At 41.9% G+C, this 25,161-nt stretch carries 21 protein-coding genes; 13 read left to right on the top strand and 8 right to left on the bottom strand.

Annotated features, from left to right (window positions below):
- Position 1: 1 nt before the first annotated feature.
- The 5 genes from H6G26_RS18550 to H6G26_RS18530 form a co-directional block, all read right to left on the bottom strand.
- Positions 2-1,723, bottom strand: a complete 1,722-nt coding sequence (locus tag H6G26_RS18550) for a serine/threonine-protein kinase (RefSeq protein WP_190730652.1) — start codon at positions 1,721-1,723, stop codon at positions 2-4.
- Between the two features lie 163 nt (positions 1,724-1,886).
- Positions 1,887-2,720 (bottom strand): alpha/beta fold hydrolase, encoded by an 834-nt coding sequence (locus tag H6G26_RS18545; RefSeq protein WP_190730686.1) that lies wholly within the window; start codon positions 2,718-2,720, stop codon positions 1,887-1,889.
- Between the two features lie 101 nt (positions 2,721-2,821).
- Positions 2,822-3,769, bottom strand: coding sequence for a bestrophin family ion channel (locus H6G26_RS18540; protein WP_190730651.1), 948 nt, complete (start codon positions 3,767-3,769; stop codon positions 2,822-2,824).
- 426 nt (positions 3,770-4,195) lie between these two features.
- Complete coding sequence (locus H6G26_RS18535; RefSeq protein WP_190730650.1) at positions 4,196-4,582, bottom strand: VOC family protein; 387 nt, start codon at positions 4,580-4,582, stop codon at positions 4,196-4,198.
- A 929-nt stretch (positions 4,583-5,511) separates the two neighbouring features.
- Positions 5,512-6,603 carry an FAD-dependent oxidoreductase gene (locus tag H6G26_RS18530; RefSeq protein WP_190730649.1) on the bottom strand — a complete coding sequence of 364 codons (1,092 nt, stop codon included), beginning with the start codon at positions 6,601-6,603 and terminating at the stop codon, positions 5,512-5,514.
- Positions 6,604-6,746: 143 nt separating this feature from the next.
- On the opposite strand from H6G26_RS18530, the gene H6G26_RS18525 reads away from it, so the two are divergent.
- The 11 genes from H6G26_RS18525 (at position 6,747) to arsB (ending at position 18,911) form a co-directional block, all read left to right on the top strand.
- Positions 6,747-7,589, top strand: a complete 843-nt coding sequence (locus tag H6G26_RS18525) for a YaaW family protein (protein ID WP_190730648.1) — start codon at positions 6,747-6,749, stop codon at positions 7,587-7,589.
- On the top strand, positions 7,571-8,887 hold the full coding sequence (locus tag H6G26_RS18520) for an O-antigen ligase family protein (RefSeq protein WP_190730647.1): 1,317 nt from the start codon (positions 7,571-7,573) through the stop codon (positions 8,885-8,887). The genes H6G26_RS18525 and H6G26_RS18520 overlap by 19 nt, the downstream gene beginning before the upstream one ends.
- 319 nt (positions 8,888-9,206) lie before the next feature.
- A complete protein-coding gene (locus tag H6G26_RS18515; RefSeq protein WP_242053789.1) occupies positions 9,207-9,725 on the top strand; it encodes a hypothetical protein in 519 nt (172 codons plus the stop codon).
- A gap of 306 nt (positions 9,726-10,031) precedes the next feature.
- Positions 10,032-10,553: a Ycf51 family protein gene (locus H6G26_RS18510; protein WP_190730646.1), complete on the top strand. Its 522-nt coding sequence runs from the start codon at positions 10,032-10,034 to the stop codon at positions 10,551-10,553.
- Positions 10,554-11,151: 598 nt separating this feature from the next.
- Positions 11,152-12,342: an iron-containing alcohol dehydrogenase family protein gene (locus H6G26_RS18505; RefSeq protein WP_190730645.1), complete on the top strand. Its 1,191-nt coding sequence runs from the start codon at positions 11,152-11,154 to the stop codon at positions 12,340-12,342.
- On the top strand, positions 12,339-13,550 hold the full coding sequence (locus H6G26_RS18500; RefSeq protein WP_190730644.1) for an aspartate aminotransferase: 1,212 nt from the start codon (positions 12,339-12,341) through the stop codon (positions 13,548-13,550). The genes H6G26_RS18505 and H6G26_RS18500 overlap by 4 nt, the downstream gene beginning before the upstream one ends.
- Positions 13,551-13,580: 30 nt before the next feature.
- Positions 13,581-13,904, top strand: a complete 324-nt coding sequence (locus H6G26_RS18495) for a metalloregulator ArsR/SmtB family transcription factor (protein WP_190730643.1) — start codon at positions 13,581-13,583, stop codon at positions 13,902-13,904.
- A gap of 191 nt (positions 13,905-14,095) precedes the next feature.
- Positions 14,096-15,154: a PstS family phosphate ABC transporter substrate-binding protein gene (locus tag H6G26_RS18490; protein ID WP_190730642.1), complete on the top strand. Its 1,059-nt coding sequence runs from the start codon at positions 14,096-14,098 to the stop codon at positions 15,152-15,154.
- Positions 15,155-15,309: 155 nt separating this feature from the next.
- On the top strand, positions 15,310-16,326 hold the full coding sequence (locus H6G26_RS18485; RefSeq protein WP_190730641.1) for an ArsJ-associated glyceraldehyde-3-phosphate dehydrogenase: 1,017 nt from the start codon (positions 15,310-15,312) through the stop codon (positions 16,324-16,326).
- A gap of 122 nt (positions 16,327-16,448) precedes the next feature.
- Positions 16,449-17,711, top strand: a complete 1,263-nt coding sequence (gene arsJ / locus H6G26_RS18480) for an organoarsenical effux MFS transporter ArsJ (protein ID WP_190730685.1) — start codon at positions 16,449-16,451, stop codon at positions 17,709-17,711.
- Positions 17,712-17,768: 57 nt separating this feature from the next.
- Entirely contained in the window at positions 17,769-18,911 is a 1,143-nt protein-coding gene (gene arsB, locus H6G26_RS18475; RefSeq protein WP_190730640.1) for an ACR3 family arsenite efflux transporter, read from the top strand.
- A 62-nt stretch (positions 18,912-18,973) separates the two neighbouring features.
- Here arsB and H6G26_RS18470 read toward each other — a convergent pair whose 3' ends face one another.
- Positions 18,974-19,321, bottom strand: a complete 348-nt coding sequence (locus H6G26_RS18470) for a metalloregulator ArsR/SmtB family transcription factor (protein WP_190730639.1) — start codon at positions 19,319-19,321, stop codon at positions 18,974-18,976.
- 99 nt (positions 19,322-19,420) lie between these two features.
- Here H6G26_RS18470 and H6G26_RS18465 point away from each other — a divergent pair, with 99 nt between their 5' ends.
- Together H6G26_RS18465 and H6G26_RS18460 are read left to right on the top strand one after the other, a co-directional pair.
- Positions 19,421-19,885, top strand: coding sequence for an ArsI/CadI family heavy metal resistance metalloenzyme (locus tag H6G26_RS18465; RefSeq protein ID WP_190730638.1), 465 nt, complete (start codon positions 19,421-19,423; stop codon positions 19,883-19,885).
- 359 nt (positions 19,886-20,244) lie between these two features.
- Complete coding sequence (locus H6G26_RS18460) at positions 20,245-20,637, top strand: hypothetical protein (protein ID WP_190730637.1); 393 nt, start codon at positions 20,245-20,247, stop codon at positions 20,635-20,637.
- An 89-nt stretch (positions 20,638-20,726) separates the two neighbouring features.
- Here H6G26_RS18460 and H6G26_RS18455 read toward each other — a convergent pair whose 3' ends face one another.
- Together H6G26_RS18455 and H6G26_RS18450 are read right to left on the bottom strand one after the other, a co-directional pair.
- The gene (locus H6G26_RS18455; protein ID WP_190730636.1) at positions 20,727-24,509 is read right to left on the bottom strand and encodes a PAS domain S-box protein; all 3,783 of its coding nucleotides are present in this window, start codon (positions 24,507-24,509) and stop codon (positions 20,727-20,729) included.
- A 1-nt stretch (position 24,510) separates the two neighbouring features.
- On the bottom strand, positions 24,511-24,765 hold the full coding sequence (locus H6G26_RS18450; protein WP_190730635.1) for a helix-turn-helix transcriptional regulator: 255 nt from the start codon (positions 24,763-24,765) through the stop codon (positions 24,511-24,513).
- Positions 24,766-25,161: the final 396 nt, after the last annotated feature.

The following is a 25,161-nucleotide window of genomic DNA, read 5'->3' as shown; positions in this document are numbered from 1 at the left end:
TTTATAAATTACTTGGTATCGTCTTAAAGTTTTCTGTCGTTCCCAAAGAATAATCTTCTAACTTAAAATCAGCAAAAGGCTTCTTTTCTAATCTATCTCGTAATGCTTCGTCGAGAATTACGCCTGCTGATTGTTTTTTAACCCCAATAATTATAATACTTCTCTGATATTTAGTTAAATCCTGATTTGCCTGACAATCACTCCGTTGAAATTGCCCCAAATTTAATATCCGATAACCTTTAACGCTTGGTGTATTAATAAATATTCTTTTTACTAAAAATTGGATTTGTTTAGAGCGTTCTAGAGCCATTCGTTCTTGAACTTCTATATTACCTTTACAAGAAGCTGTACCTACAGAAATAATCTCACTAGGGTCTTCCATAATATTCTGTATATCTTCTTGCTCTAAGCTCAACTTTAAAAGGTCAAGACTAATAATTTCATCATTATATTTTATTTGAAAATTGCTACCTAAAAGCCATTTATATTCTAGTGATAAAACAGCTATATTAAATTCGGCTACTTTCCCCTGGCTATCTCTACCTTCTTGATAACTAAAATAATCAACTTTACCTTTTTTTTGGGAAGATTGACCGTAATTTGAACTGACAGGAAATTTTGATGTCCGCGTTGCTAAAGCCACTATACTAAGTAATGCTAATATCAATAGCAAAGCTGCAAAAAACTTAAGTAGTGGTACTTCTTCTGGCTGTTTTTGTGGAGAAAATGAAGTTTTAGCAATTGGTGATGGCAATTGCTCGATATCACAATCTTCCACTAAATTAAGATTTTCAGTAGTAGTTTCTGCTAGTTGGGTTTCAATTTCTTCTAAGCGTTGTAAAATTTCCTGAGTATTGCCAGGACGCTTTTCTATATCCGGTGCTATTAGCCAATCAATTAAATTCAATAGTAAGGGTGAGATATAGATAGCATGATTGTGCCAGTGCAATAAATTTTGCTGGACATCATACATATCTAAAGGATGGTATCCTGTGAGTAAAAATACAAATGTGCGTCCCAGAGCAAAGAAATCTGATTGCGGTACTGCTTGAGCATTCATTTGTTCGGGAGCGCTGTAGCCAGATGACATTAGTGCTGTCATCCCGTTGCCCTTACTAATTTGGTCTGGGTCAGTTCTATCAATTTCAATGGCGGTGCCAAAATCAATCAGTGCCAAATCCCCCCAGCCCTTCCCAAGGGGGGATCGAATCATGATATTAGATGGCTTAATATCTCGATGCAGGTACTGTTTACCATGCACTAAATCCAAAATCTCTACCAATTGTTTTAACCAGGCTAAAGCCTGTTTTTGGGAAATAGGATGATTCTGCTGCTGTAGCCACTGTTCTAAGTTGTACCCATCGATTTTTTCCATTGCAATGCAATGCAACACTAAACCATTTCGAGTTTGATACTGAAAGTAACTATCCTCTTTAGGAATGCCGGGATGCTTGAGTTGTCCCAATACGGTTACTTCTTGCTGAAATAGTTCTACTGATTTGGCATCGCCTGATAGCTCCTCTTTGAGTATCTTGAGGATTTTAGGGGTATCTTGTTCATACACTTCATAAACTTTACTAAATCCTGTTTTGTCACTCAAGAGGTACATTACCCGATAACGCCCTAGCAATTCTAAATGGGAACCACAACTTTGACAAAAGCGATTTTGATGATTATCCGGGTTATTTGGTTTAGGGCAAACAGGATTGATACAAAGGCTCATGACTGGCTTATCCGTACTTTAACAGTTATCAGTTATTAGTGAATGCTGATAACTAATGACTCATTTAACAGGAACGCAGATGCGTAGCTACTTGTTGCTAGACATCGCTCCTATTAATTCTTCTGTTGCCGGATGATAATCCCGTCCAATAATTGATTTTCTATCAGTGTTCTGCCAAGAAAGCTGCTACAGTTTGGTTAAATGCCTCTGGTTGTGTCAAAAACGGCCAATGATTGCCAGGAACTTGGCAAATGCGTAGGTTGTTAAGATAGGTTTTGTAGGGTTGAATTTGCCAATCTTGACGGTTCAATCCTTGTTTTGGCTGGACGAAGATGGCATGAGTCTCAAGGGGAATTGTAAAACCAGGCACTTGCATTACTGCTTCAAAAATGCCGTCGCGGGCAGCTATGGTAAATTTGCTGCCCCAACTACCATCAAGTTTTTGTTCTATTCCTGCTTGGAAAACTTGCTGCTGTAAGGAACTCCATCCTTGATATTGCTTTAACTGTCGTGCTTGTTTTTCAGCTTCTTCATAACTGGCAAAGGGGCCCATGCTTTTGAGAAAAGGCAAGAAGCGATACAACATAGGAAAAGTTACCCTGAGAAGGCTGGGCATTTTCCAGATGAAAATTGGATCGACCAGAATTATACTCCGCAAACGTTTTGGGTTTTGCCTTGCCCAGATAGCGGTTAATTTGCCTGTCCACGAATGACTGACGATATGGGCAGAAGTCCATCCAAGATGATCCATAAGTGCTTCGAGGTCTGCGATCGCACTTTCAAAGCTATAATCTCTCTCAGGCTTACTACTTTGGCCATGTCCGCGCATATCTGGTGCGACTATGTGGTAGTCTGCTGCTAAATAATCTCCTAAACTAGACCACACTAGAGCATGATCGCCTAAACCGTGTAACAACAGTAAAGGTTCTCGCCCTTGGTTCCACTCTAAATAAGAAAGTTGGATATCAGGCTTTGATAAAGTTTTACGTACAGGTATCATTGCACATCCACCAATGAAGAGATAGTTTCGCGTTTATATATTACTGCGAAAGAAGATGGAGGGCGCGGTGAGATCGGACTTAACAGCTATAACTAAAGTCAACTTTTCTCATAGGTCAAATTACTTGAATGCGATGTCTGACGACAAGCCGCTTCGCGTCTACGCGCATTTGGAGTTAGAGTAATTAAATCGTCAATATTGCGTTTCATTGTCTCGCAAATCGCATCTAGAGGTAAGTCGTTAGGGTCGTAACCAAAGGGGTTTTCTATCTCCAAGCCGATGGCTTCAATGCCAAATACTGTAAAACCAACGAAAGCAGTAATTAAACCTGTCCACCAACCCAGACTCTGCACTATTTGAAATGGGAACAGGAAACAATATAGTAACAATAATTGCTTTAGATGAATAGAATAAGCTAATGGCATAGGTGTTTTTAAAATACGTTCGCAAGCACCTAAATTATCCACAAGATTATTCAATAATTCTTGCATAGATGTTAACTGGTAGCTGTTAAGGCAATTGCGATGATATTGCTCCTGTAAATAATCTCCTATCCAAAAGGCAACCTCTATGGGGGGATTATTCATAATCTTCAGTTTTATATACTTACTAGATGGCATTAAATCTTCTAACTCGCTATTGACTACTTCTCCCCGCAAATGTAATTTAGTTGTCACAGCAAAAGCTACCAATAAATTTAATGCTGTAATTTTATTTTCTTTATCTTCTGGAGATATTTCGTCAATAGATACCCAAATTTGCCGGGCTAAATTTCGGATGTTATTTACTAGAGATCCCCAGCATTTTCTTCCTTCCCAAAATCGTTCATAAGCAGTATTAGTGCGAAATACAAGTAACAAACCTAAAACAATACTAGGAATAACACTGCCTAAAATAGGTTGGGATACAGGCACTTTAAAATGATAAAGCAGAGAAATCAAAAATCCGAAAGCTCCGCACCATAAAATATGTTTGTAAATTGATTTGACAACTGAACCTTTAAGTTGTAACATTTTGCCTTGCCATGTGATTTTTTCGGCTGCCATACAGTCACCCTAAGATAATATTTAGTGATCCGATAGATTAAATATCGATACTTTAAAAATAATAACTATAGTAATAGCAAAATTGGCAAAGACGATACTGTAATAACTACTGTTGCGGAGATCACAACATATGCTGGCAGTAATGACTGTATCTTACCTTCGAGCGTATTGCTTTCTGCTATATAAAAGTCAAAAGCAATGCTACGCAGCTAGTTATAAAGAAATGTAAAAATTACTTGGTGGCTGCATAAATCCCGCGCCTCACCCAGATAAATCGATAGAGGAAAAGGTACACAGCTATCGATGATGGTCATACAGCATTATTTGGTATGATGTACCCCAGTAAATCAAAAAGTTCTAACCTGTACAAATCCTGCCCTGCAAATTAAACGTTCAGACATAACTTATTTAGTTATGTCTTTTTTTTTAGTGCTTAGTCTCGAAACGTTGAATTTCAATTAAATAGCCACTGGGATCACGTAAAAAGCAGTGGTAAATGTTGTACTTTTCATTTAGTGTCGGTGGCTTTTCAAATTTGATGCCACGTTCTTTGAGATATTCAAACCACTCATCCACCTGCTGCGTTACCAAGGTAAAAATAACACTTGATTGCTTGTCGGCTGGAGGAGTTGATATTTCGCTTGCCTGGCACAATCCTAAGTATCCAGAGCCACTAACAGTATAAATTAGACAGGTTCCTTGGTCAAGCCATAACTCAAATCCCAGCATTTCTTCGTAGAACTTTATAGATGCATTGAGATTATGGGTATAAAAGAAGGTAATTTGCTGTTCGATTTGCGGATGAGGAGACATAAAATACATTTGAGTATATACCCTAACGACATCTAGCGATCGCATAGGTAAAAATTAATTGATGTTAGAAACCTGTTACTACTCCAGAATGCCTTAGTGCTTCTGGAGTTTCTTTTTGGAAAAAGCGATGTCTACGATGGACTGCGCCTACGCAATTTTCCAAATCATCCGGATATGCCAAAACCCGGCTGAATAAGAATGCATACTGAATTATCTATATCTAAATATGGGGCATCGCTTATTGATGTACCCCTCCTGCCAAACAACTCTCGCAAAGCAGCCTCAGTTCATCTGGGGCTGTTTTGCGTTACTTCAACAGAACTTAGGCGAAATATTATCTTTCAAACTCTCATTTTTATGTGTCGCATTACTTGCTACAAGGAGATGAACCCCGCAACGCACTGGCTCTTCTGCGGTTCCTTATTCTGTAATTCTTGCGTAAGTGCTATCCAAACAAAAAAGTTGTGTAAATAAAGCAATTAATTTTCAGACATCTCTAACTGCATTTGGGTGTATACCCTGATGACATAAGATACTCTCACAGCGAAAATTTTGTATAGGTAAATGCGTATCTTTCCTGACTCCAGATTTGTCACAAACAAATCTGGGGTTTTTTAATTAGAGAGGAGCGATCGCTCCTGGATAAATAATTATGAACAGGCATACTACTGAACCAGACAGTAGAAATAGTTTAACAAAAACTTCTGCTGTGGATGTTTTGCAATTACGTAGTATGGATATACAAAGATTTATCCGTAAAATCGGAAGATGTTAGAGTGAAATTATGGAGGAAGTTACTGCTGCTATTGCTGCCGTCGTTGAATATTATTAGCGATTTTTATAATTCATTTATTAACTAACGTGCATAAAAGTATAGGGTACGTCAACATAATATTGACGTACCTTGAATTATTTTACTGATGAAATTATCAAGTGAAAAGGTTGAGAAAGTTCACATTGTCTAAAGGTAAATGACGCAACTGATGATTAATTTCATTAGCCGCAGCTAATCCAGAAAGCATCGCACCTTCTACAAGATTGCCGCCACACCAATCACCACAGCAAACTAGAGGTGAGGGACTTCCGGCAGACAAAAAAGCTTCGTGCCAAGGACGGCTAGGAAAGGCATAACGCCAACGATGTACTTGCACCCATTCGGGAGTATTCAGCCAAGGAAGAGAGAGAGATTCAGCTGCTCGTTGCAACATAAGCTGTCCGGCAGGTTGTAAATCTTGGGATTCTAGATGGCGTTGGGCGAAATTAGCGCTACTTTGCACTACAAAATGTGGTTGCTGAGGGTTAGGACGCTTGCTACTGTCCAAACCAATCCATGCTAAATCAGCATTATCCACAAAAGTTAGAGCTTTCCACTGAGGGAGTGGTTGAGATGTGCGAGGATATCCAGCGATCGCACTAATTGAGGGATAAAATTCTACAGAACGCAGGTTATCAAGGAAGGCTGCATCCAATACATTTTCTCCCAAAGGTTCCAACAGCATTACAGCTTGAGGTGCAGGAATAGCAACGACTATAGCTTTTGCAGTTAATTCTTCGTTACTGGATTCGAGAGTCAAACGCCAACTATTTTCAGGAGTTGGGGTAATAGCAACGACACGCTGATTCAGTAATATTTCTAAACCTGGGGCGAGAGATTTAGCGATCGCACTCATTCCTTCAGGTGCAACATATCGCGGACTGCGGTTTTTGGGTTCCGCTAAAGGAGCACCTGCGGTGAGTTCGTAAACCTCCTCTGTCCAAACTTCGAGGATCTGGCGCGTAGACGCGGAGCGGCTTGTCGTTAGACATCGCAAAATCTCTACAAAACGTCCCAATAACTCCCCCTTTGGCTCCAAGTAACAAGCCCCATGATCCGCACAAGTTTTATGCAAGCGGCGTGTAGCCAGCCTTCCTCCCAAACCACGGGACTTTTCCACCACTAGCACCGAATATCCAGCTTGACTTAACTGCTGGGCGCAGACTAAACCGGCTATTCCGGCACCAATCACTGCAATATCAGTCATGAGTCAATAGTCCTTAGTCATTGGTTATAGTTACTGATCATTAGTTATTCGTTATTATCAAAGGACAAAATTACTACTAATGACTGCTGAAAGCTAATAGTAGAATAAGGTACAGAAAGCTGCACGGAAGGGAGGAAGGGAAATTGGATGAAATGAGGGCTGCGCTAGAGTTAGCGACTGAAGAAGAATTGCAAGACTTAACGGCAATTTTATTTAGTCGTAAGTTCAATCCCCTAGACTATGTACACACGCCTGAACCCATCGAAGTGCAAAGCCAAGACCGCAAAGCTTGGTTAGATGCACTAGAGGATCGCTTTCGTTTTTTGGCGGCAGATGGAATGACGGTATTACGGGGACGCACAGGCGATGTAACTTACCGACAAGCCTTAGTTCAAGTATGTAAGTATTTAAAAATTCCCTATTCTAATCAGCTGGCAACCATTGATTTAGAAGCAGAAGTATTTTTGCATCTGCTTGGACAGGTGTGGAAAAAATTGCCTGAACAGGAAAAACAAAAATTGACTCTCCGAGTGCAGCGTCACCTTGTCAAATCAGAACTAAAAGAACCGCTACCACTCTTATTGCAGCGTGACCCCTTGGGGTTGCTCTTCAAAGGCGGTAGTGCGATCGCGGTTACTTCTCTTCTCCAGCCACTTGTACTTAAGCAAATTGCCCGTCAATTTGCCATCCACTTTGCTACATACGAAGTAGCCAAACAAGCAGCAATTACAGGTTCAAAAGCAGCTACAACGCAGTTTAAAAGCTATGTAGGTATGCGAATGGCCCAACGAGGTATGACTGTAAATGCTGCTCGTTATGGGGCAGCCCGCAGTATGTTTGCTGTGATTGGGCCGATGATGTGGACTTGGTTTTTTGCGGATTTAGGGTGGAGAGCGATCGCCACTAACTACGGTCGGATCATCCCTACTATTTTCGCTTTAGCTCAAATTCGCCTTACTCGTGAGGAATGTTGGGAGCCAGCTTGAACCAAGTTTTTTACTATTTCAAGTCTCGTTGGCAATCTTCTTGGAACTACTCTCTATGGGCACTGTTAATCTTCCCATTGAGTCCTTTATTCGGGGCTGTGACTATCGGTTTTGTCTCGTTAATCACTTGGCTGAAACAATACCGCACAATTAGTCGCCGCCCCATCAACTGGGGATTTGCCCTTTTGAGTGTGTTGCTAATCATGAGTGCTGGATTTGCCGATGACAAGACAGCAGCTTTCCTTGGCTTATTTAATTTATTACCATTCTTTTTAATTTTCGCTGCCCATAGCGCTCTGATTCAAACATTTGCCCAATTGCGGCAAATGGCTTGGGTTTTTGTAATCGGTTCCATGCCAGTGGTAATTCTTGGTTTGGGGCAGTTATTTTTGGGCTGGAGTTTGAAATTAAAGATTTTGTGGGTTGTGTTGAGTTGGACGATCGTACCAGGAGGAAATCCGCCAGGCCGCATCGCTTCGCTCTTCTTGCACGCTAACACCTTCGCCGCTTATCTAGCGATAGTTTTCATCCTGGCTTTAGGGTTGTGGCTTGAACAATGGCAATTGGGGATTGGGAAGAATTCACTCCCCTTTCTCTTCCTAACTGTGGCAATGATAGCGAATTTCATTGCCTTGATTTTCACCAGTTCACGCAATGGGTGGGCGATCGCTATTTTTGCCTGTTTAGCTTATGCACTCTACCAAGGTTGGCGCATTCTTGTGGGTGGAGTCGCTGCGATCGTCTCTAGTGTGCTTTTGGCCGCTTTTGCTCCCTCACCGGTCGCTCAATTTTTTCGTCAGTACATTCCTACCTTCTTTTGGGCAAGATTAAATGACGATATGTATCCAAACAGACCAGTTGCTTTAATGCGAAAAACTCAGTGGGAGTTTGCCTGGTCTTTAGCTAAGGAACATCCTTGGACTGGCTGGGGTTTACGCAGTTTTAGTACACTCTACAAAGCCAAAATGCAGATTCCCTTGGGTCATCCCCATAACTTATTTTTGATGTTATCTGCTGAAACTGGTTTTCCTAGTACTCTTTTATTTTGTGGTTTACTGGCTTGGATTTTGATTACAGGCGGACAATTACTACGCAAGTCAAAATATATAAATGCAGAAGACAGGTTGATATTTTTCAGTTACCTGCTGGCTTTTGTTGGGTGGGTTCTATTAAATACAGTAGATGTAACCCTATTTGATTTTCGTTTGAATACGTTTTCATGGTTAATTTTGGCTGCTATTTGTGGAGTAGTACATCGTTATAACCAAGTTCACAGGCTTGGCTCTCATCCAAATTAATCAGGAAATGACAAACAGCAACTTAAAATATCCATCAGTTTTGTTCAGTATATGCACTGGGGACATTTAGAGTTTAGAGTGATTAAGATTACTATATTCACGTCTGTGAGTGTGACTAATAGTTAATTAGTTACTGTTGCTGATTGTTGGGAAGGTGTAGGAACAACCCTTTGAGGTTTTCCTACATGACGGGCATCTCTTGTAGATGCCCTTTTGTATATTTATTATTTTTCTTCAGTTAAAGTACAATTTCAAAAAATATTCAATTTGATTGACAGAATATATGAAAAATTTTATTTTTCATAAAGGAATATAAAACATGATTGCTGAAATTAAGCTAGGTCTTTGTAACCCGCCAGAGCCTATATATTTGTATGTAAAAAAAGGAGAATTAAGCGGAGAATCTTACCTTTGGTATAACTACGATATCAATAATAAAATAACTATTCCTGTGCAAAAAACAGGGCTGACTGGCTATATATCCGAACTTAAATTAACGACGAAAGAATTTAGAGAAAAGGACAACATTAAGTTAGACATCGTTGTTAGAGCCGATGAAATTTATATTGTTAGAACTGGAATAGAAACGAACTTTGCTAAAAGTTTCCTTTTAGCTGTATCTCTAGTCCAGGACTTTTCCAAGCCCTTGATTATCGCTGCAACTGCTGGAGAAGAGAATGTGGTTTTTTGTAACCTCTATGACGCAGCGACTAAAAACCGGATTGACTCCAAATGGAATAAGGATGCTGATTGGTTAGCAATGATTGATAGTGTTCAAACTAAGTTGCAGATATCTAAAAATTCTCATATCGTCTCTGATGAAGCAATAGATTTCTGAAAAATCCTATAGGAATCCGCTTTAATTTCTGTTCGCACAGCGTGGCGTAGCCATACCTCTTTGCGTGGTGCGCGTTCGCGCGGCGCAAGCGCGATAGGCAGAGAGTGGGAAGTAGGGAATAGGAAATCAGCCTTTTCAAGTTGTACGGAGTTTTTTCAAAAATCAAACAGGATTCCTGTAGTACTTACGCATTTACAAAAAAGACAAATTTAACGCTGACATTGATGACTGCAATAACCAGTATGGTGTAAGCTCTCGGTAAAATGGGTGTGTCGGTAACGAAAAAAAAGACGCATCCCCAACCTTATGCTTACAACAGCTAATTTTCTTCAGTACACCCAATGGTCAGGCATCGCTACCTTGGTATTTGCTGCCTTAACAGTTTTGGCTTTTATTCTCAAATGGGGCATCCGCTTTCGACTGGTGGGTACAACTGGCTTTATGCTGGTGCTGACGGCTGGTTTATTTTCACTCTCAATAGTCCCTTTAAGCCGGACTGTGATTCCAGGGGCAGCCCGGTACACGTTAGTTTATGACAATGGCTCAACAAAAGCTGTGATTGCCACATCACCCCAAATTACACCCACACAATTAGAAGCAACTTTACGTCAAGCAGCTAGTAATTTGTTTTCTTCTGGCCGCTCAGGTACACAGGAAGACGATAACCTAACAGTTCGCGCCCGTACGATTATCCACCCGGAGCCAGGGACTTCTGTACCAGTTTACTTGGGTGAAGCCAAGCGATCGCTCGTTTCTCGCAAAAATTCTGCGATCACAGTCGAAATTTACACAGAAAAATTCGCCCAATTGCCAAAACCTACCGCTTAAGCGAATGGAGCAGGGGAAGAAGAACTATTGCTTAATCCCCAATCCCCAATCCCCAATTCCAATGCTTGTTACCAGAATGACATAATTTATTTTGTATTTACCGATACATTAATAGTTATTCTTAGATTAAGATATTCACACTTTAGTGATTTTACTGTGGAAAAAGATCAATCAGCGTGCGGGTAATGAATACTGACAGTTGTAATTTGTCAGTTGTTATCCTAATTGCCACTATTGACATTTTTACAATTTTTTGCAGCAAAGGTAACAGCGTGGGAGTGTAAATTTCTCTGACGCACCTATCCCTAGCTGGAATGACCATCAATAAATGATTCAGCTCTCAATCACTTTTCTTGAGAATCTGAGAGTGCTAATGTTAACTAATCATACGGTTATTCAAAACTTTGATAGTTCGGAATTTCAGGCTAATGGATACCACAGATTCGAGCAACGTCGTTAAATGGCTTAACCAGTTGGCGATTAGATCGGTTAAAACCTAGTTGAGTCAGATACAAGTTTGTATCTGGCAACAAGCATCTCTGACTGTAAGTCTATTAGATTAAGAAATATCAAGGTTTTGGCAAACTAGATTATATATATGTCTAATCAACTTTCTACTCAACCTTCTTTGTCTACTCAAACCTCTAGTTCGTTCTTTACACTCACAGTTGCCCCAGCAAAAGTAATCCGTGGTTCTGGGGTGTTGCAAGCAGCCGCAGCAGAGATCGCCTGTTTGGGAAGTCGTCCCTTAATTGTGGCAGGTGAGTCTACTCTCGCCATTAGCCGAAACCATTTGCAACCAGTTTTAGAAACGCAACAGTTATATACTGCCCAAGCTTCCTATGGTGCAGATTGCTGCGAAGCTAGCCTGAAATCTTTACAGAAGAGGGCAAAAGAACATAAAGCTGATCTAATTATCGGTGTTGGCGGTGGCAAAGCTTTAGATACAGCGAAATTAGTAGCGCAGCAATTACAGTTGGCAGTGGTGACAATTCCGACATCAGGAGCTACCTGTGCAGCTTGGAGTGCCTTATCGAATGTTTATTCGGAAGAGGGGGCGTTTCTCTACGATGTAGGGCTGTCTCGCTGTCCCGATTTATTGATACTTGATTATGACTTGATTAAAACTGCACCACAACGGACTTTAGTAGCTGGTATTGGTGATGCGATCGCTAAGTGGTATGAAGCCTCAGTTAGCAGTGGGCATTTGCAAGACACTTTAATTATTGCTGCGGTGCAACAAGCACGAGTTTTGCGAGATATCCTCTTGCAAAAGTCAGCCACCGCCCTGAAAGAACCAGGTAGTGAGGTTTGGCGAGAAGTCGTAGACGCAACTGTTTTACTCGCTGGGGTAGTTGGGGGACTTGGAGGAGCGCAGTGTCGCACAGTTGCCGCCCATGCCGTGCATAATGGTTTAACTCATATTTCAGGACATGGCAGTATTCATGGCGAAAAAGTTGCTTTTGGGATTTTGGCGCAACTGCGTTTAGAAGAAATGCTACAAGGCAACCAACTAGCCGCATCAGCACGGCAACAGTTGTTAAAGTTCTACACAGAAATTGGACTACCCCAAAAATTAAGTGACTTGGGATTGGGCAATATAACATTAGGCGAGTTGCAAACAGCCGCCGAAATTGCCCTAGTTCCTAATTCTGATATCCATCGACTACCGTTTAAAGTCGCGCCAGAACAGTTAATGGCGGCAATGGTTTCTACCACTGCACCCATAGATAGTAAAGATATAAATCGAGTTTCGCCCAAGGGAATCAGTGACGAGGTTGAAGCATGAGTTTAAATTGGATTGTCCCAGCAGAACGTATACAAAAACTGCCGCCCTATGTATTTGCCCGTTTAGATGAACTAAAAGCTAAAGCACGGGAACAAGGGTTAGATTTAATTGATTTGGGTATGGGAAACCCTGATGGCGCAACACCTGCGCCAGTTGTAGAAGCTGCGATCGCCGCTTTAAAAGATCCCGCCAATCACGGTTATCCTCCTTTTGAGGGGACTGCTAGTTTCCGCCGGGCAATCACCAACTGGTATCATCGCCGTTATGGTGTGGTTCTCGATCCTGATAGCGAAGCTTTACCACTACTCGGTTCTAAAGAAGGATTAACCCATTTAGCGATCGCCTACGTTAATCCTGGCGATTTAGTTCTGGTTCCTTCCCCAGCTTATCCCGCCCATTTTCGCGGCCCGGCGATCGCAGGCGGAAAAATTCACAGCCTGATCCTCAAACCAGAGAATAACTGGTTAATTGATTTAGCTGCCATTCCTGATGAGGTTGCAAGACAAGCAAAAATTCTCTATTTTAACTATCCTAGTAATCCCACCGCCGCCACCGCACCCCGCGAATTTTTTGAAGAAATCGTCGCTTTCGCCCGCAAATATGAAATTCTGCTGGTGCATGATTTGTGTTACGCCGAGTTAGCTTTTGATGGTTATCAACCCACTAGCTTGCTAGAAATTCCCGGTGCGAAAGAAATTGGTGTGGAATTTCACACCTTATCTAAAACCTACAATATGGCTGGTTGGCGCGTTGGGTTTGTGGTAGGGAACCGCCATGTAATTCAAGGTTTACGGACACTGAAAACTAACTTGGATTACGGTATTTTTTCCGCCTTGCAAAAAGCAGCCGAAACCGCTTTACAACTGCCAGACGTGTATTTGCACGAGGTACAACAACGCTACCGTACCCGCCGCGATTTTCTCATTGATGGGTTAGGAGAGTTGGGTTGGGATATCCCCAAAACCAAGGCGACTATGTATCTTTGGGTGAAATGTCCTGTGGGCATGGGTTCGACAGATTTCGCCTTGAATGTGTTGCAGCAAACTGGCGTTGTTGTTACCCCAGGTAATGCCTTTGGGGTTGCAGGTGAGGGCTATGTAAGGATAAGTTTGATTGCCGACTGCGATCGCTTGGGTGAAGCTTTACATCGCTTTAAGCAGGCTGGCATCCGCTATCAACCTGAAGCTGTAGTCTCTGCTTCACAATAGAGATAGTATAACCTTATCAAAATCTGATTCATGCAAACCCCCTCTGCCACCATTTCTCATTTAATTGCTGCTGGCTTTCATGCTCTTTCTGATCCACTCAGGATTAGTGTCCTGGAACTGTTACGACAGCGAGAATTATGTGTATGTGATTTGTGCGACGCTTTGGGGGTAAATCAGTCGAAACTATCTTTTCACCTGAAAACCCTCAAGGAAGCTGGCTTAGTTAACTCCCGTCAAGAAGGACGCTGGATTTATTACAGTTTGAATCTGTCCCAATTTAGTGTTTTAGAGGAATATCTGGCAGATTTTAGCCATCATTCTGTAATTTCATCTGCCCGCTCCTGCTGCGATTAAGAAAGAGTTTAGAGCTTTAAGCCCCAGAAGTATCAACTACGACTGATTCCGTTGGCGCTGAATTAATTTATTTAATGCATCAAGTTTTTTTGATGAATTTTTATGTATAGTGCTATGCTTTATATTGACACATCAAGTTTTTTTGAAATGATATAAACATACTTTCAAAATTACCCATAACGGTGAGGTCAATGAACGCAATAGCAAAGAAATTAGCTCTCGTATTTGGAGTTTTGGCTTTTGCGACAAGCTGCACAGCCACATCCAATTCATCTACTCAAACTCAGTCGTTGCCAAAGGTTACAGAAGTTACTGATGCGACAAAGGTGAGAGCAATCAAGATTGATGGTTCTAGCACAGTGTATCCGATCACCGAGGCGATCGCTAACCAGTTTCAACAAAACAAGCAGCAGTACAAAGGGCAAGTTGTACTAAACTTTTCCGGTACTAGCGCGGGGTTTAAGAAATTCTGTAACAAAGAGACAGACATCAGCAACGCCTCGCGTCCCATTTTGAAAGCAGAGATAGAAGCTTGCAACAAAAATGGTGTCAAGTTTATCGAGCTTCCCGTTGCCTATGATGCACTGACTGTTGCGGTGAATTCCCAAAATACCTGGGCAAAAGATATTACCGTAGCCGAATTGAAAAAGCTTTGGGAGCCAAATGCCCAAGGAAAAATTACTCGCTGGAACCAAGTGCGATCGTCTTGGCCTGATCAACCAATTAATCTGTATGGTGCTGGCGGTCAGTCTGGTACTTTTGATTACTTCACAGAAGCTATTGTTGGTAAAACCAGAGCCAGCCGCACTGATTACATCTCCAGTGAAGATGATCTAGTCTTAGTGCGCGGAGTCGGCACAGATCCTAATGCCTTGGGTTATTTCGGGCTTGCTTATTACGAAGACAACAAAAGTCGGTTAAAACCTCTGGCAATTGATAGCGGCAAAGGAGCAGTGTTGCCATCACCTGAAACTGTTGAGAAAGCTGAATATCAGCCACTAGCTCGACCATTGTTGATTTATGTTAATGCTCAATCTCTGCAAAATCAGCCAGAACTCAAAGAATTTGTAGATTATTACCTCAAGTACGCACCAATAACAATCAGTTCGGTTGGGTATGTGCCTTTACCTAGTGAAGCCTATAAACTGGCAGAAAAACATTTCCAAGAAGGTAAAGAAGGAACAATATTTGCAGGTAAGGAGCAGATAAACTTTCAAATTAGTGATTTGTTGAAGCTAGAAAATAAGTAGTTGTTTCACCCAAAAATACTGAGTTTTATAAAAGTAATAGTGGTCTATCACAAAAGCTTTTATAGATTTGTAGTAAGCACTTTGGTACTACCGATTAATTGAGGATGCATTCATAAACTCAGATTTTGTTGATTTAAATAAACTTAGGAAAATTGATGAGAGTACGTGTTGGCATCAACGGATTTGGCAGGATTGGACGGCTAGCTTTGCGGGCTGCATGGGGTTGGTCAGAGCTTGAGTTTGTCCATATCAATGAGATTAAAGGTGGGGCAGTAACAGCCGCTCATTTGCTCAAATTTGATTCTGTCCACGGGCGTTGGACACCAGAAGTAGAAGCACAGGGTGAACATATCTTAATTGATGGCACACCCTTAACCTTTAGCGAACATTCTCAACCTGCTGAAGTGCCTTGGGAAGAGTTAGGTGTTGATCTCGTGCTGGAATGCTCTGGCAAGTTTAGGACTCCTGCTACCTTAGACCCGTATTTTAAGCGGGGAGTACAGAAGGTAATTGTGGCTGCTCCGGTGAAGGAAGAAGCCTTAAATATTGTCATGGGAGTTAATGACCAACTTTATGAGCCACAAAAGCATCACCTACTAACTGCGGCTTCTTGTACAACTAACTGTTTGGCTCCAGTTGTAAAGGTGATCCATGAAGGTTTGGGCATTAAGCATGGAATTATTACCACAATCCATGACAACACCAATACTCAGACCATCGTAGATGCCCCTCATAAGGATCTACGCCGCGCCCGAGCTACCAGTTTGTCTCTGATTCCTACCACCACTGGATCGGCAACTGCGATCGGATTGATTTATCCCGAACTCAACGGCAAACTCAATGGTTTGGCAGTACGAGTACCCTTACTCAATGCTTCTTTGACAGACTGCGTGTTTGAAGTTGTACGGCCTACCACAGTAGAAGAAATTAATAGCTTACTAAAAGCAGCTTCAGAGCAAGCACCACTAAAAGGGATTCTGGGATATGAGGAGCGTCCTTTAGTATCTATCGACTACAAAGACGATCCTCGATCTTCCATCATTGATGCCCTTTCCACAATGGTGGTAAACGAGACGCAAGTGAAAATACTCGCTTGGTATGACAACGAATGGGGCTATGCCAACCGGATGGTTGAACTCACCCGTAAAGTAGCTCTGAGTCTGAAGGCGTGAATCTCATTCAAAAATATTCTGCGTGCCTCTGCGCTGACTCTGCGTCGGCAGTCGCTACAACGGGGGGAACCCCCGCAACGCGCTACCTCACCTTTGCGTTTAAATCTCTTCTCTCTTCCCTCATGGCTTCTACCACAGCTTCTAGCGCCAACTTCAAGAACTATATCCTAGTCACACTCGCATACTGGGGTTTCACTATCACCGATGGTGCTTTGCGAATGTTGGTGTTGCTCTACTTCAACAACATTGGCTATACCCCATTACAAATCGCTTCCTTATTCCTGTTCTATGAAGTCTTCGGAGTTATTACAAACTTTTTAGGTGGTTGGATTGGTTCTCAGCTAGGTCTGAAAGTTACCCTTTACACCGGCATCGGACTACAAGTTTTCTCAATGGTGATGCTTTCATGGCTCAATCCAAGTTGGGCGCAGTGGATTGCAGTCGGTTATGTAATGGTGGCACAGGCATTTTCTGGGATTGCCAAAGACTTAACCAAGATGAGTTCTAAGAGTGCTATTCGGTTAGTAGTTCCCCAAGATGCTCAGTCATCTTTGTTTAAGTGGGTAGCAGTTCTAACGGGTTCTAAGAATGCCCTCAAAGGTGTTGGCTTTTTTGTCGGTAGCGCCCTTTTGGCTTCAGTTGGCTTTATCAATTCCCTGTGGATTATGGCAGCGGGACTGTTCTTGATTATGTTCACTGGGCTACTGTTGCCCAAAGGGATGGGCAAAATTAAGAAGAAAGTCAAGTTTAGCCAACTGTTTTCTAAGAGCCAAGAAATTAATATTCTCTCGGCTGCTCGATTCTTTCTGTTTGGTTCTAGAGATGTCTGGTTTGTTGTGGCATTACCAGTATTCTTACGAGAAATTTTGGGCTGGTCGTTTTATCAGGTCGGTGGATTCTTGGCTTGTTGGGTAATTGGCTACGGACTTGTTCAGTTCTTAGCGCCAACACTGATCCAGCGATTTGGTTCTGGTCATCCGCCGCAATCAAAGACCATCCAGTTTTGGACATTTACTCTAACTGTAGTTCCCGGTGCGATCGCTCTTGCTCTCCAACTGGGTATACCTGCAAATATTGCGATCGTTGGCGGACTGCTCATCTTTGGCGTAGTCTTTGCCTTCAATTCAGCAGTTCACTCTTATTTAGTGCTGGCGTTTACTGATGATGACAAGGTAGCGCTGAACGTTGGTTTTTATTACATGGCAAACTCTGGTGGTCGGTTGATAGGTACTGTCTTATCAGGTTTGATATATCAGTTTTTCGGTTTAGTTGGCTGTCTGTGGACATCCATGTTTTTTGTACTAGCAGCAGCATTGATTTCTCTGAAGCTACCCGATCCCGAACCCAGCAAAGCGATTGCTTGGAAAGCTGGAGATGGAGATTAAAGCAATTGTCATTAAGCATTCCCCTCATCTCCACAACAATATTTCAGGCTTACATTAATGAGTACGAATCCGCAGGCGAATAAAGCCTCAGCACAAGCAGGGAGTAATCTCAGTTTTTTTGAAAAATACCTCACCATTTGGGTATTTCTGTGCATCTTAGCGGGAATTGCACTAGGAAGATTATTTCCGCAGGTGGCGGTAACGTTGGATGCGTTGAGTATCTATCAAGTGTCAATTCCCATTGCAGTATGTCTGTTTTTCATGATGTATCCCATCATGGTAAAAATAGATTTTACTCAAGCTGCAAATGCTATCCGTGCCCCAAAACCTGTAATTCTCACCTTGGTGGTGAATTGGTTGATTAAACCGTTCACGATGGTGGTATTTTCCCAATTTTTCTTAGGTTGGTTATTCCGTCCATTAATTACAGGGACAGAATTAATTCGTGGTGACGAAGTAGCGATCGCTAATTCCTACATTGCCGGTACGATTTTACTGGGAATTGCTCCTTGTACTGCAATGGTGTTGCTGTGGGGATATCTTTCATACGGGAATCAGGGGCACACTTTAGTGATGGTGGCAGTGAATTCTTTGACGATGCTGTTTTTGTATGCACCTTTAGGCAGGTGGTTACTGGCAGCAAATGATTTAATAGTGCCGTGGCAAACAATTGTTTTGTCAGTACTTATTTATGTTGGGTTGCCATTAGTGGCAGGAATGTATAGCCGTTATTGGATTTTCAAATATAAAGGTAAAGACTGGTTTGAACGGAGATTTATAAAGTACCTCAGTCCAATTGCTATTACCGCCCTGCTAATTACTTTGGTTTTGCTGTTTGCATTCAAGGGTGAATTGATTGTTAGCAATCCCTTGCACATCTTGTTAATTGCCGTGCCACTATTCATCCAAACTAATTTTATTTTCTTGATTAGTTATGTGGCAGCTTTAAAAATGAATATATCTTATGAGGATGCCGCACCCGCAGCATTAATTGGAGCCAGCAATCACTTTGAAGTTGCGATCGCAACAGCAGTAATGCTCTTTGGCTTAAATTCTGGTGCTGCACTTGCTACAGTGGTAGGTGTTTTAATCGAAGTACCAGTAATGTTGATGCTGGTTGAAGTTTGTAAGCGGACAGCATCTTGGTTCCCACGAGAGCCGGAAAAGGCAACATTGCGAGATCCACGGTGTAATTGCTAATTCGTAATACTCGCCAAGGGCGAGAAGCAAGCTACGTAATTAGGAATCTATTACAAATATGTTTATTGGGTTTTCTGAGGTAGCGCTAAAGCGTTTCGTAAAGCTTCAATCCGCTCAGGAACAAGGCGATAGTAAATCCATGTACCGCGTCGTTCTTTCTTTAGCAAACCTGCTTCGTACAATATCTTTAGATGATGGCTGACAGTGGGCTGGGATAGCCCTAAAGGTTCTGTTAACTCACAAGCACAGGCTTCACTGGCTGGTTGATTGGCGATGAGACTAAGCAATTGCAACCGAGCCGGTTCTCCCAATGCTCGAAAAATTACTGCTGTTTGTGCTGCTTCGTCGGGCTTGATACAGCATGAAAGCAGTGGTGTACAACAAGTGGAAATTTGTTTAGGTAAGTTCATATTCTTATATTGACATTTATCAATATACCCGACAATATATTGATATATCTCAATATTGATATTAATCAATATTTTGAAAATCTTAGAAGGAGTAAAATCATGGCAGTTCTGAAAACTCATGTGGCTTTAAATGTTACTGACGTTGAAAAGTCTGTAGCATTTTATCGGGCTATGTTTGGTGTGGAACCGATGAAATATAAGGATGGCTACGCTAAGTTTGATATTTCTAGTCCAGCGTTAAATTTGACATTGAATCTGGCTCCTAGCATTCAGACTAATGGTGCATTAAGTGCATTGTCTCACTTGGGTGTACAAGTTGAAAGTACAGAAGAGGTGGAATCTGCTATCAGGAGGTTTACTGAGGCAGGGTTAGCATTGTTTACCGAAGATAATACTGATTGTTGCTACGCTTTGCAAGACAAAGTTTGGGTAACAGATCCAGATGGGAATCGTTGGGAAGTTTTTGTGGTGAAAGTGGGAGATACAGCGCCAGAAAAGAATTTGGTGACTACAGTTAATTCGGCTGAGGTAGTCAAGGCTGTTAATAAGCCATGTTGTACTTAGAGTAAATCGATAGGACTCAAACTTGATTTTTGAAAAAATTCAGTATAACTCAAAGAGGCTTATTGACTGTTGCCTGTTGTCTTTCTACGCAAATAATTTCAGAAATCAAATCGGATTGCTACAACTGCAAAGTATTGCCAGAGGCAAAAGCTGCCTCTGGTCGTTTTTGCTTGGTGATGAAGCTAATTACAAGCAGTGGCTGGATTGATATAAAGTTTAAGCTTTGCCCAACTTTGTCAAAAGTCAAGTGTGTATCTAAAAACTTAAGGGGGCAAGTTGTTTGATTCTCCCCTAATTCTCCCCTTTTGATTTTTAAACTTCTAAAACTGATTACACTTGACCTAATAAAGGATAACTCTATGAGGTTTGTTACCTTAATAGATTCTGTACTGATTGTTGCTTGTATTACTCTGATGCCCGGTGTTACTGATGCTCAAACAGATACTACCATCAGCAGTAAACGAATAGCAGTGAATTCTAACAATTTACCCACTAATTCTACTAGTATTAGTTATCTAGAACCTTTGGATCTTGTTTCTTATGCTTACCAAGGAGGTCTTTTACAAGAGGGCATTCCGAGCGGAGGAACACTAGTACTAAAAACTCTAAGTAAAAATATTATTGCAAAAGATTTGGTAAGAGCTGCTGTAAGTGCAGAGAAATTACCAGCACAAGTTTTGAACGACCGAAATTATCTAAATGCTGTAGCGTTACAACTTGAAGTATTACCTGATGAGGCTGCCCTTGATTGAAATCACAAGCAGATGAAATTCTGGTATGGAGTTAAGGAACGAGTTGTAAAGTTAATTGATTCCCTCAATTAATTATGTCTTTTTCGATTTTAATAAGGTTGTAAGTTAGTTTGCAGGTTGCTACAACTACAAATTAGGTTTGCGATCGCTCGAACTAATTTAGCTGGCTCTATAGGTTTGGTGATATGCTGCCCAAATCCGGCGGCGATTGCCTGTTGATAATCAGCTTCAGCTGCATAAGCTGTGAGAGCGATCGCTGGAATTGTCCCTCCCATCTCTGGGGACATGGCTCTGATTTGACGGATTAGCATATAACCGTCTACTTCCGGCATTCCAATGTCGCTTAACAGCAGATTTGGCTGGAACTGAGGCATAATTCGTAGTGCTTCCACAGCCGATGCCACCGGGTTTACTACCGCGCCAGACTGCTCCAGAATGAAAGCAATTAACTCTCGCGTATCACGCTCATCATCCACAAGCAGAACTTTCACCCCATTTAGATCGGGTAAATTATCAGGTTGTTTATCAATCTGGTGGCTATCTTGATGAATATTAATCATAGGTAGCATGACTGTAAAGGTTGCTCCCTGTTCTTCGCCTAAACTTTCTGCCTGAACTGTGCCTCCATGTAGCTCGACGATGTGACGAACAATAGCTAATCCTAATCCCAATCCCCCGAATTTTCTGGTAGTTGCACCATCAGCTTGTCGAAAGTAGTCAAATACGAATGGCAAAAAGTCGGGGCTAATTCCCTTACCTGTATCACTGACTCGAAGTTGAGCCTGAGAAGCAAGTGACTGTAAACTGATTTCTACCTGTCCACCTGGGGGCGTGAACTTAATAGCATTAGAAAGTAGATTCCAGATAACTTGCTGCAAGCGACCGGAATCACCGGTTATTAGGAATTTTTGATCGCACCTTTGGTGCGCTGGAAGCGTAACTTGGATTCGGGATTTTAGATTGTCGGGTTGGTTTTTAAAATCGATAGATTCTAAATTTATGTGAGAATTTTCCAATTCAAAATCGTTCGACTGAGTGTAGGCGTTCGCGTAGCGTTCCGCAGTAAAGTCTGAAATTGTAAATCGCAAATTGATAGATTTAGCTTGGGCGGCTAGACGTACAGTTTCTATTGCAGATGCGATCGCAGTTTCCAAATTCACAGGAGCAATATTCAGACTGAGTTTACCTTGCAAAATACGAGAGACATCCAACAAATCTTCAATTAGTTGAGTCTGAAGCTTGGCATTGCGCTCAATGGTTTGGAGGGCGCGAGTAGTGGTTGCTTCATCATACTTTTTAGTTTGCAGTAACTTCGACCATCCCAGAATCGGGTTTAGCGGCGTACGAAGTTCGTGGGAAAGAACCGCCAAAAATTCATCTTTAATCCGGTTAGCTTGGACTAATTTCTCTTTTTGCTGCTGTAACGAAGTCATTAACTCGGCGCGTTCCAGAGCAACCGCTACCTGATCGGAAGTTGCTTGCAGCAGGGCAATTTCCCCTGAAGTGAATTGAGTACGGGTGCGGCTGGCAAAGGAGAGGACACCAAGGAGCTTTCCCTGAGCAATTAACGGTTGGCCTGCATAGGCTGTGATCTCCAAAGGCTGGAGGATGTGGACATTTGGATGGGTAGAGTGCTGCACATCATTGACGACAATTTGATGGCGTTGTTGCGCCACTAGTCCGCACATTTCTTGATTAAATTCCAGGTATTCAATTGCTTGAAATACTTCATCAGTAATGCCGTTCCAAGCTACTAAGCGAAGTTTCTGCTTATTTTCGTGTGTCTCAATTAAATAGTGGAAGTAAAAATGCAAATCCATCTGCGCCGAGAGTTTGCTAAACAAGTTGTTCATTAGATCCAAGGGACGCTCGGTTGAAAGCAAATCACTGGTTGTTTCAGAAAGTAGCTTGAGTCTTTCACTACGCTCTTGCAAGGCAAGTTCGGCAAGCTGGCGTTCACGAAGAATGCGTTCGCGTTCGGTGATGTCAACTGCAACCCCTCCTACTAGGCGTTGCCCAGATGCATCCGCAATGGGAAACTTATATACCAAAAATTCTCCCAGAGTGCCATCTGTGCGTGGGGCCGACTCGATGGTTTCAACAACCTGATTTGTCTGGGCAACTATTCTAATGTTATTGAGGAAGGGTTGGGCGATTTCGGCTGGGTATAGGTCAAAAATGTTTTTATTAATCGCCTTATTTGTTGCTACATCGAATGTACTCAGATAAGTTGGACTGAGGTAAAGTACACGCCCGTCTGCATTCGTAATCCATGCTGCGGCTGGAATATTGTCCATAAAAGCTTGAAATTGCTCTTGACTCTGACTCAGAGCTTTTTTAGCCTGCTTAAGGTCGCTAATATCAAGAATGAATGCAACTGATTTCTGCCGAGATCCTCCTAACAGAGAGTAGCCAACCACAACCGGGACAATAGAACCATCCTTGCGAATGCATTCCTTCTCATAAGGAGTACAAGTTCCCTTCGCTGTGGCCTCAGCAATAGCTAGTTCATCTAAATATTGGTACTCAGCAAGTGTGATATCAGTCCAGCGTAGTCTGCCTGTCTGGATATCTGCTTGGGTATAGCCTACAATTCGCAAGAACTCGTCGTTGGCTTCAGTGATGCTACCATTCACATCACCAAAGATAATGCCAACTATATTGGCTTTGACAAAACTCCTGAGGCGTTCTTCACTTTCTTGGATAGCCTTCTCTGCTTGCTTGCGCTCGCTAATATCTGTAGTGCTACCAACTACGCGGGCTGGTTTTCCATCAGCATCTCGTTGCGCTACTATTACCTGATCTAATATATAGATGTACTGATTATCCTGGTTGCGAATGCGATACTCGGCAGCATAGCGATCGCCATTTGCCAAAGCGATCGCCGCCTGCTCTTGTACACGTTGCAAATCTTCTGGATGAACAAGTTCGCGCCACCAATTACCTGTTGGTTCAGCAATATCAAGGGAATAGCCCAAAACCCGGGTTAAACCATCGGTTCTTTCAACAGTATCCTGCTCTATATTCCAGTCATAAATGAGACAGTTGACCGCAGATGCTGCTAATTCAAAACGCTCATTAGCTAATCTCAGGCGTTCCTCCTTTTCCCGCAAGATTTGTTCGACTTGTTTGCGCTCGCTCAAGTCAACAACAAAGCCAATGACAGTTTCTTCACTGTCTTCCACCAGGACAGAACCGAGTAAAACTGGAACTCTTGTGCCATCTTTACCGATGTATTCTTTCTCAAAAGGTTTACAGACTCCGGCCGTTCTAAGTTCTTCCACCGAACGCTCACTCAAAAGCAGATACTCAGGTGGGGTAATCTCACGCCAGTTTATTTGGTTAGCGGACAAATCTTCTTGCGTATAGCCGATCATCTTTAGAAAAGCATCATTGGCTTCCATGATGGAGCCATTGTTCATATCAGTTACGATAACTCCAATGATGTTGGATTCTGCCAGTCGGCTAAACCGCATTTCGCTATTTTGCAACAATTTCAGGCTTGTCTCTGCCTTGCGTCTAGCAGTTCGCAACTCTGAAGATAGGGCAGTAATTAAGAAGGATACTACTGAGAATGTGGTTAATCGTACCAAGACATTCGGGCTGAGAAAATCGAACGAGTAGACTGGCTCGATCAAAAAATAGAGAGCAGTTGTAACAGAAAGAGCGATCGCTAGTACTCCAAGCCTCATGCCGCCATACCAGGCACTGATTGCCACGGCAGCATAAAATAATGTAAATACACTCGGATCGAAGACTGGCAACAACAGTCGCGTCAGCAACAACGCCGCTATGACTGCCAGAATCATCACACTATAGGTTAGTAACCAAGAGCGCATTATCAAAATTTTTTCGGGTACTTTCACCATCATCTTAAGAGTCCTCCTGTTGCTCCGTTTTGAGGAGATACTCGTTCAGTAATCTTTTGCCTGGTTCGCCCATCTTCTGTAACATTTCTTCAATGAGCTTTAGTGCCATCTGTGAAGGCACTGTAGATCCGTTCTCCCAGCGATTAACTGTTCGCATGGAAACTCCCAACTTGGCTGCAAACTTTTCCTGAGAGAGATCGAGGTGCTGCCGAAGTTCACGGATTAAATCTGAAATTTTTAGTGACTTTTCTAGTTCCATAATGGGAAGAGTAAGACAGGTGTCTCGCCATTTGTCTCCAGCTTAAGGAAGAATTTCAATAGCCATTAGTTATTATCAATTTTATCTTTTGGCGAAATACCAATATTTAGTTATCGTCTTGATTAATTACTGTTCACTGATGTAAGCCCCGCTCATCCTTGTGATAACTGTTAACTGTTTTAAGGTGATGCGACAAAACTTGTTGAGACAAAATAATTCTAGTAAGTAACTATAAAATAAACATTAAATTTTTTCAGGTAGGTCATCAAAGATAGTATTATATAAAATTTAATAAATTTCCAGAATCACGCTACCTAAAAAATGCATGAGTAGTGAATCATCTTGCTATGATTCATACTCTACTTAATATTTTATATATAGCAATCCTAAACCATT

It is taken from the genome of Nostoc sp. FACHB-888 (assembly GCF_014696655.1).
Classification (GTDB): Bacteria; Cyanobacteriota; Cyanobacteriia; order Cyanobacteriales; family Nostocaceae; genus Nostoc.
This window is presented reverse-complemented; position numbering and strand designations above follow the sequence as displayed.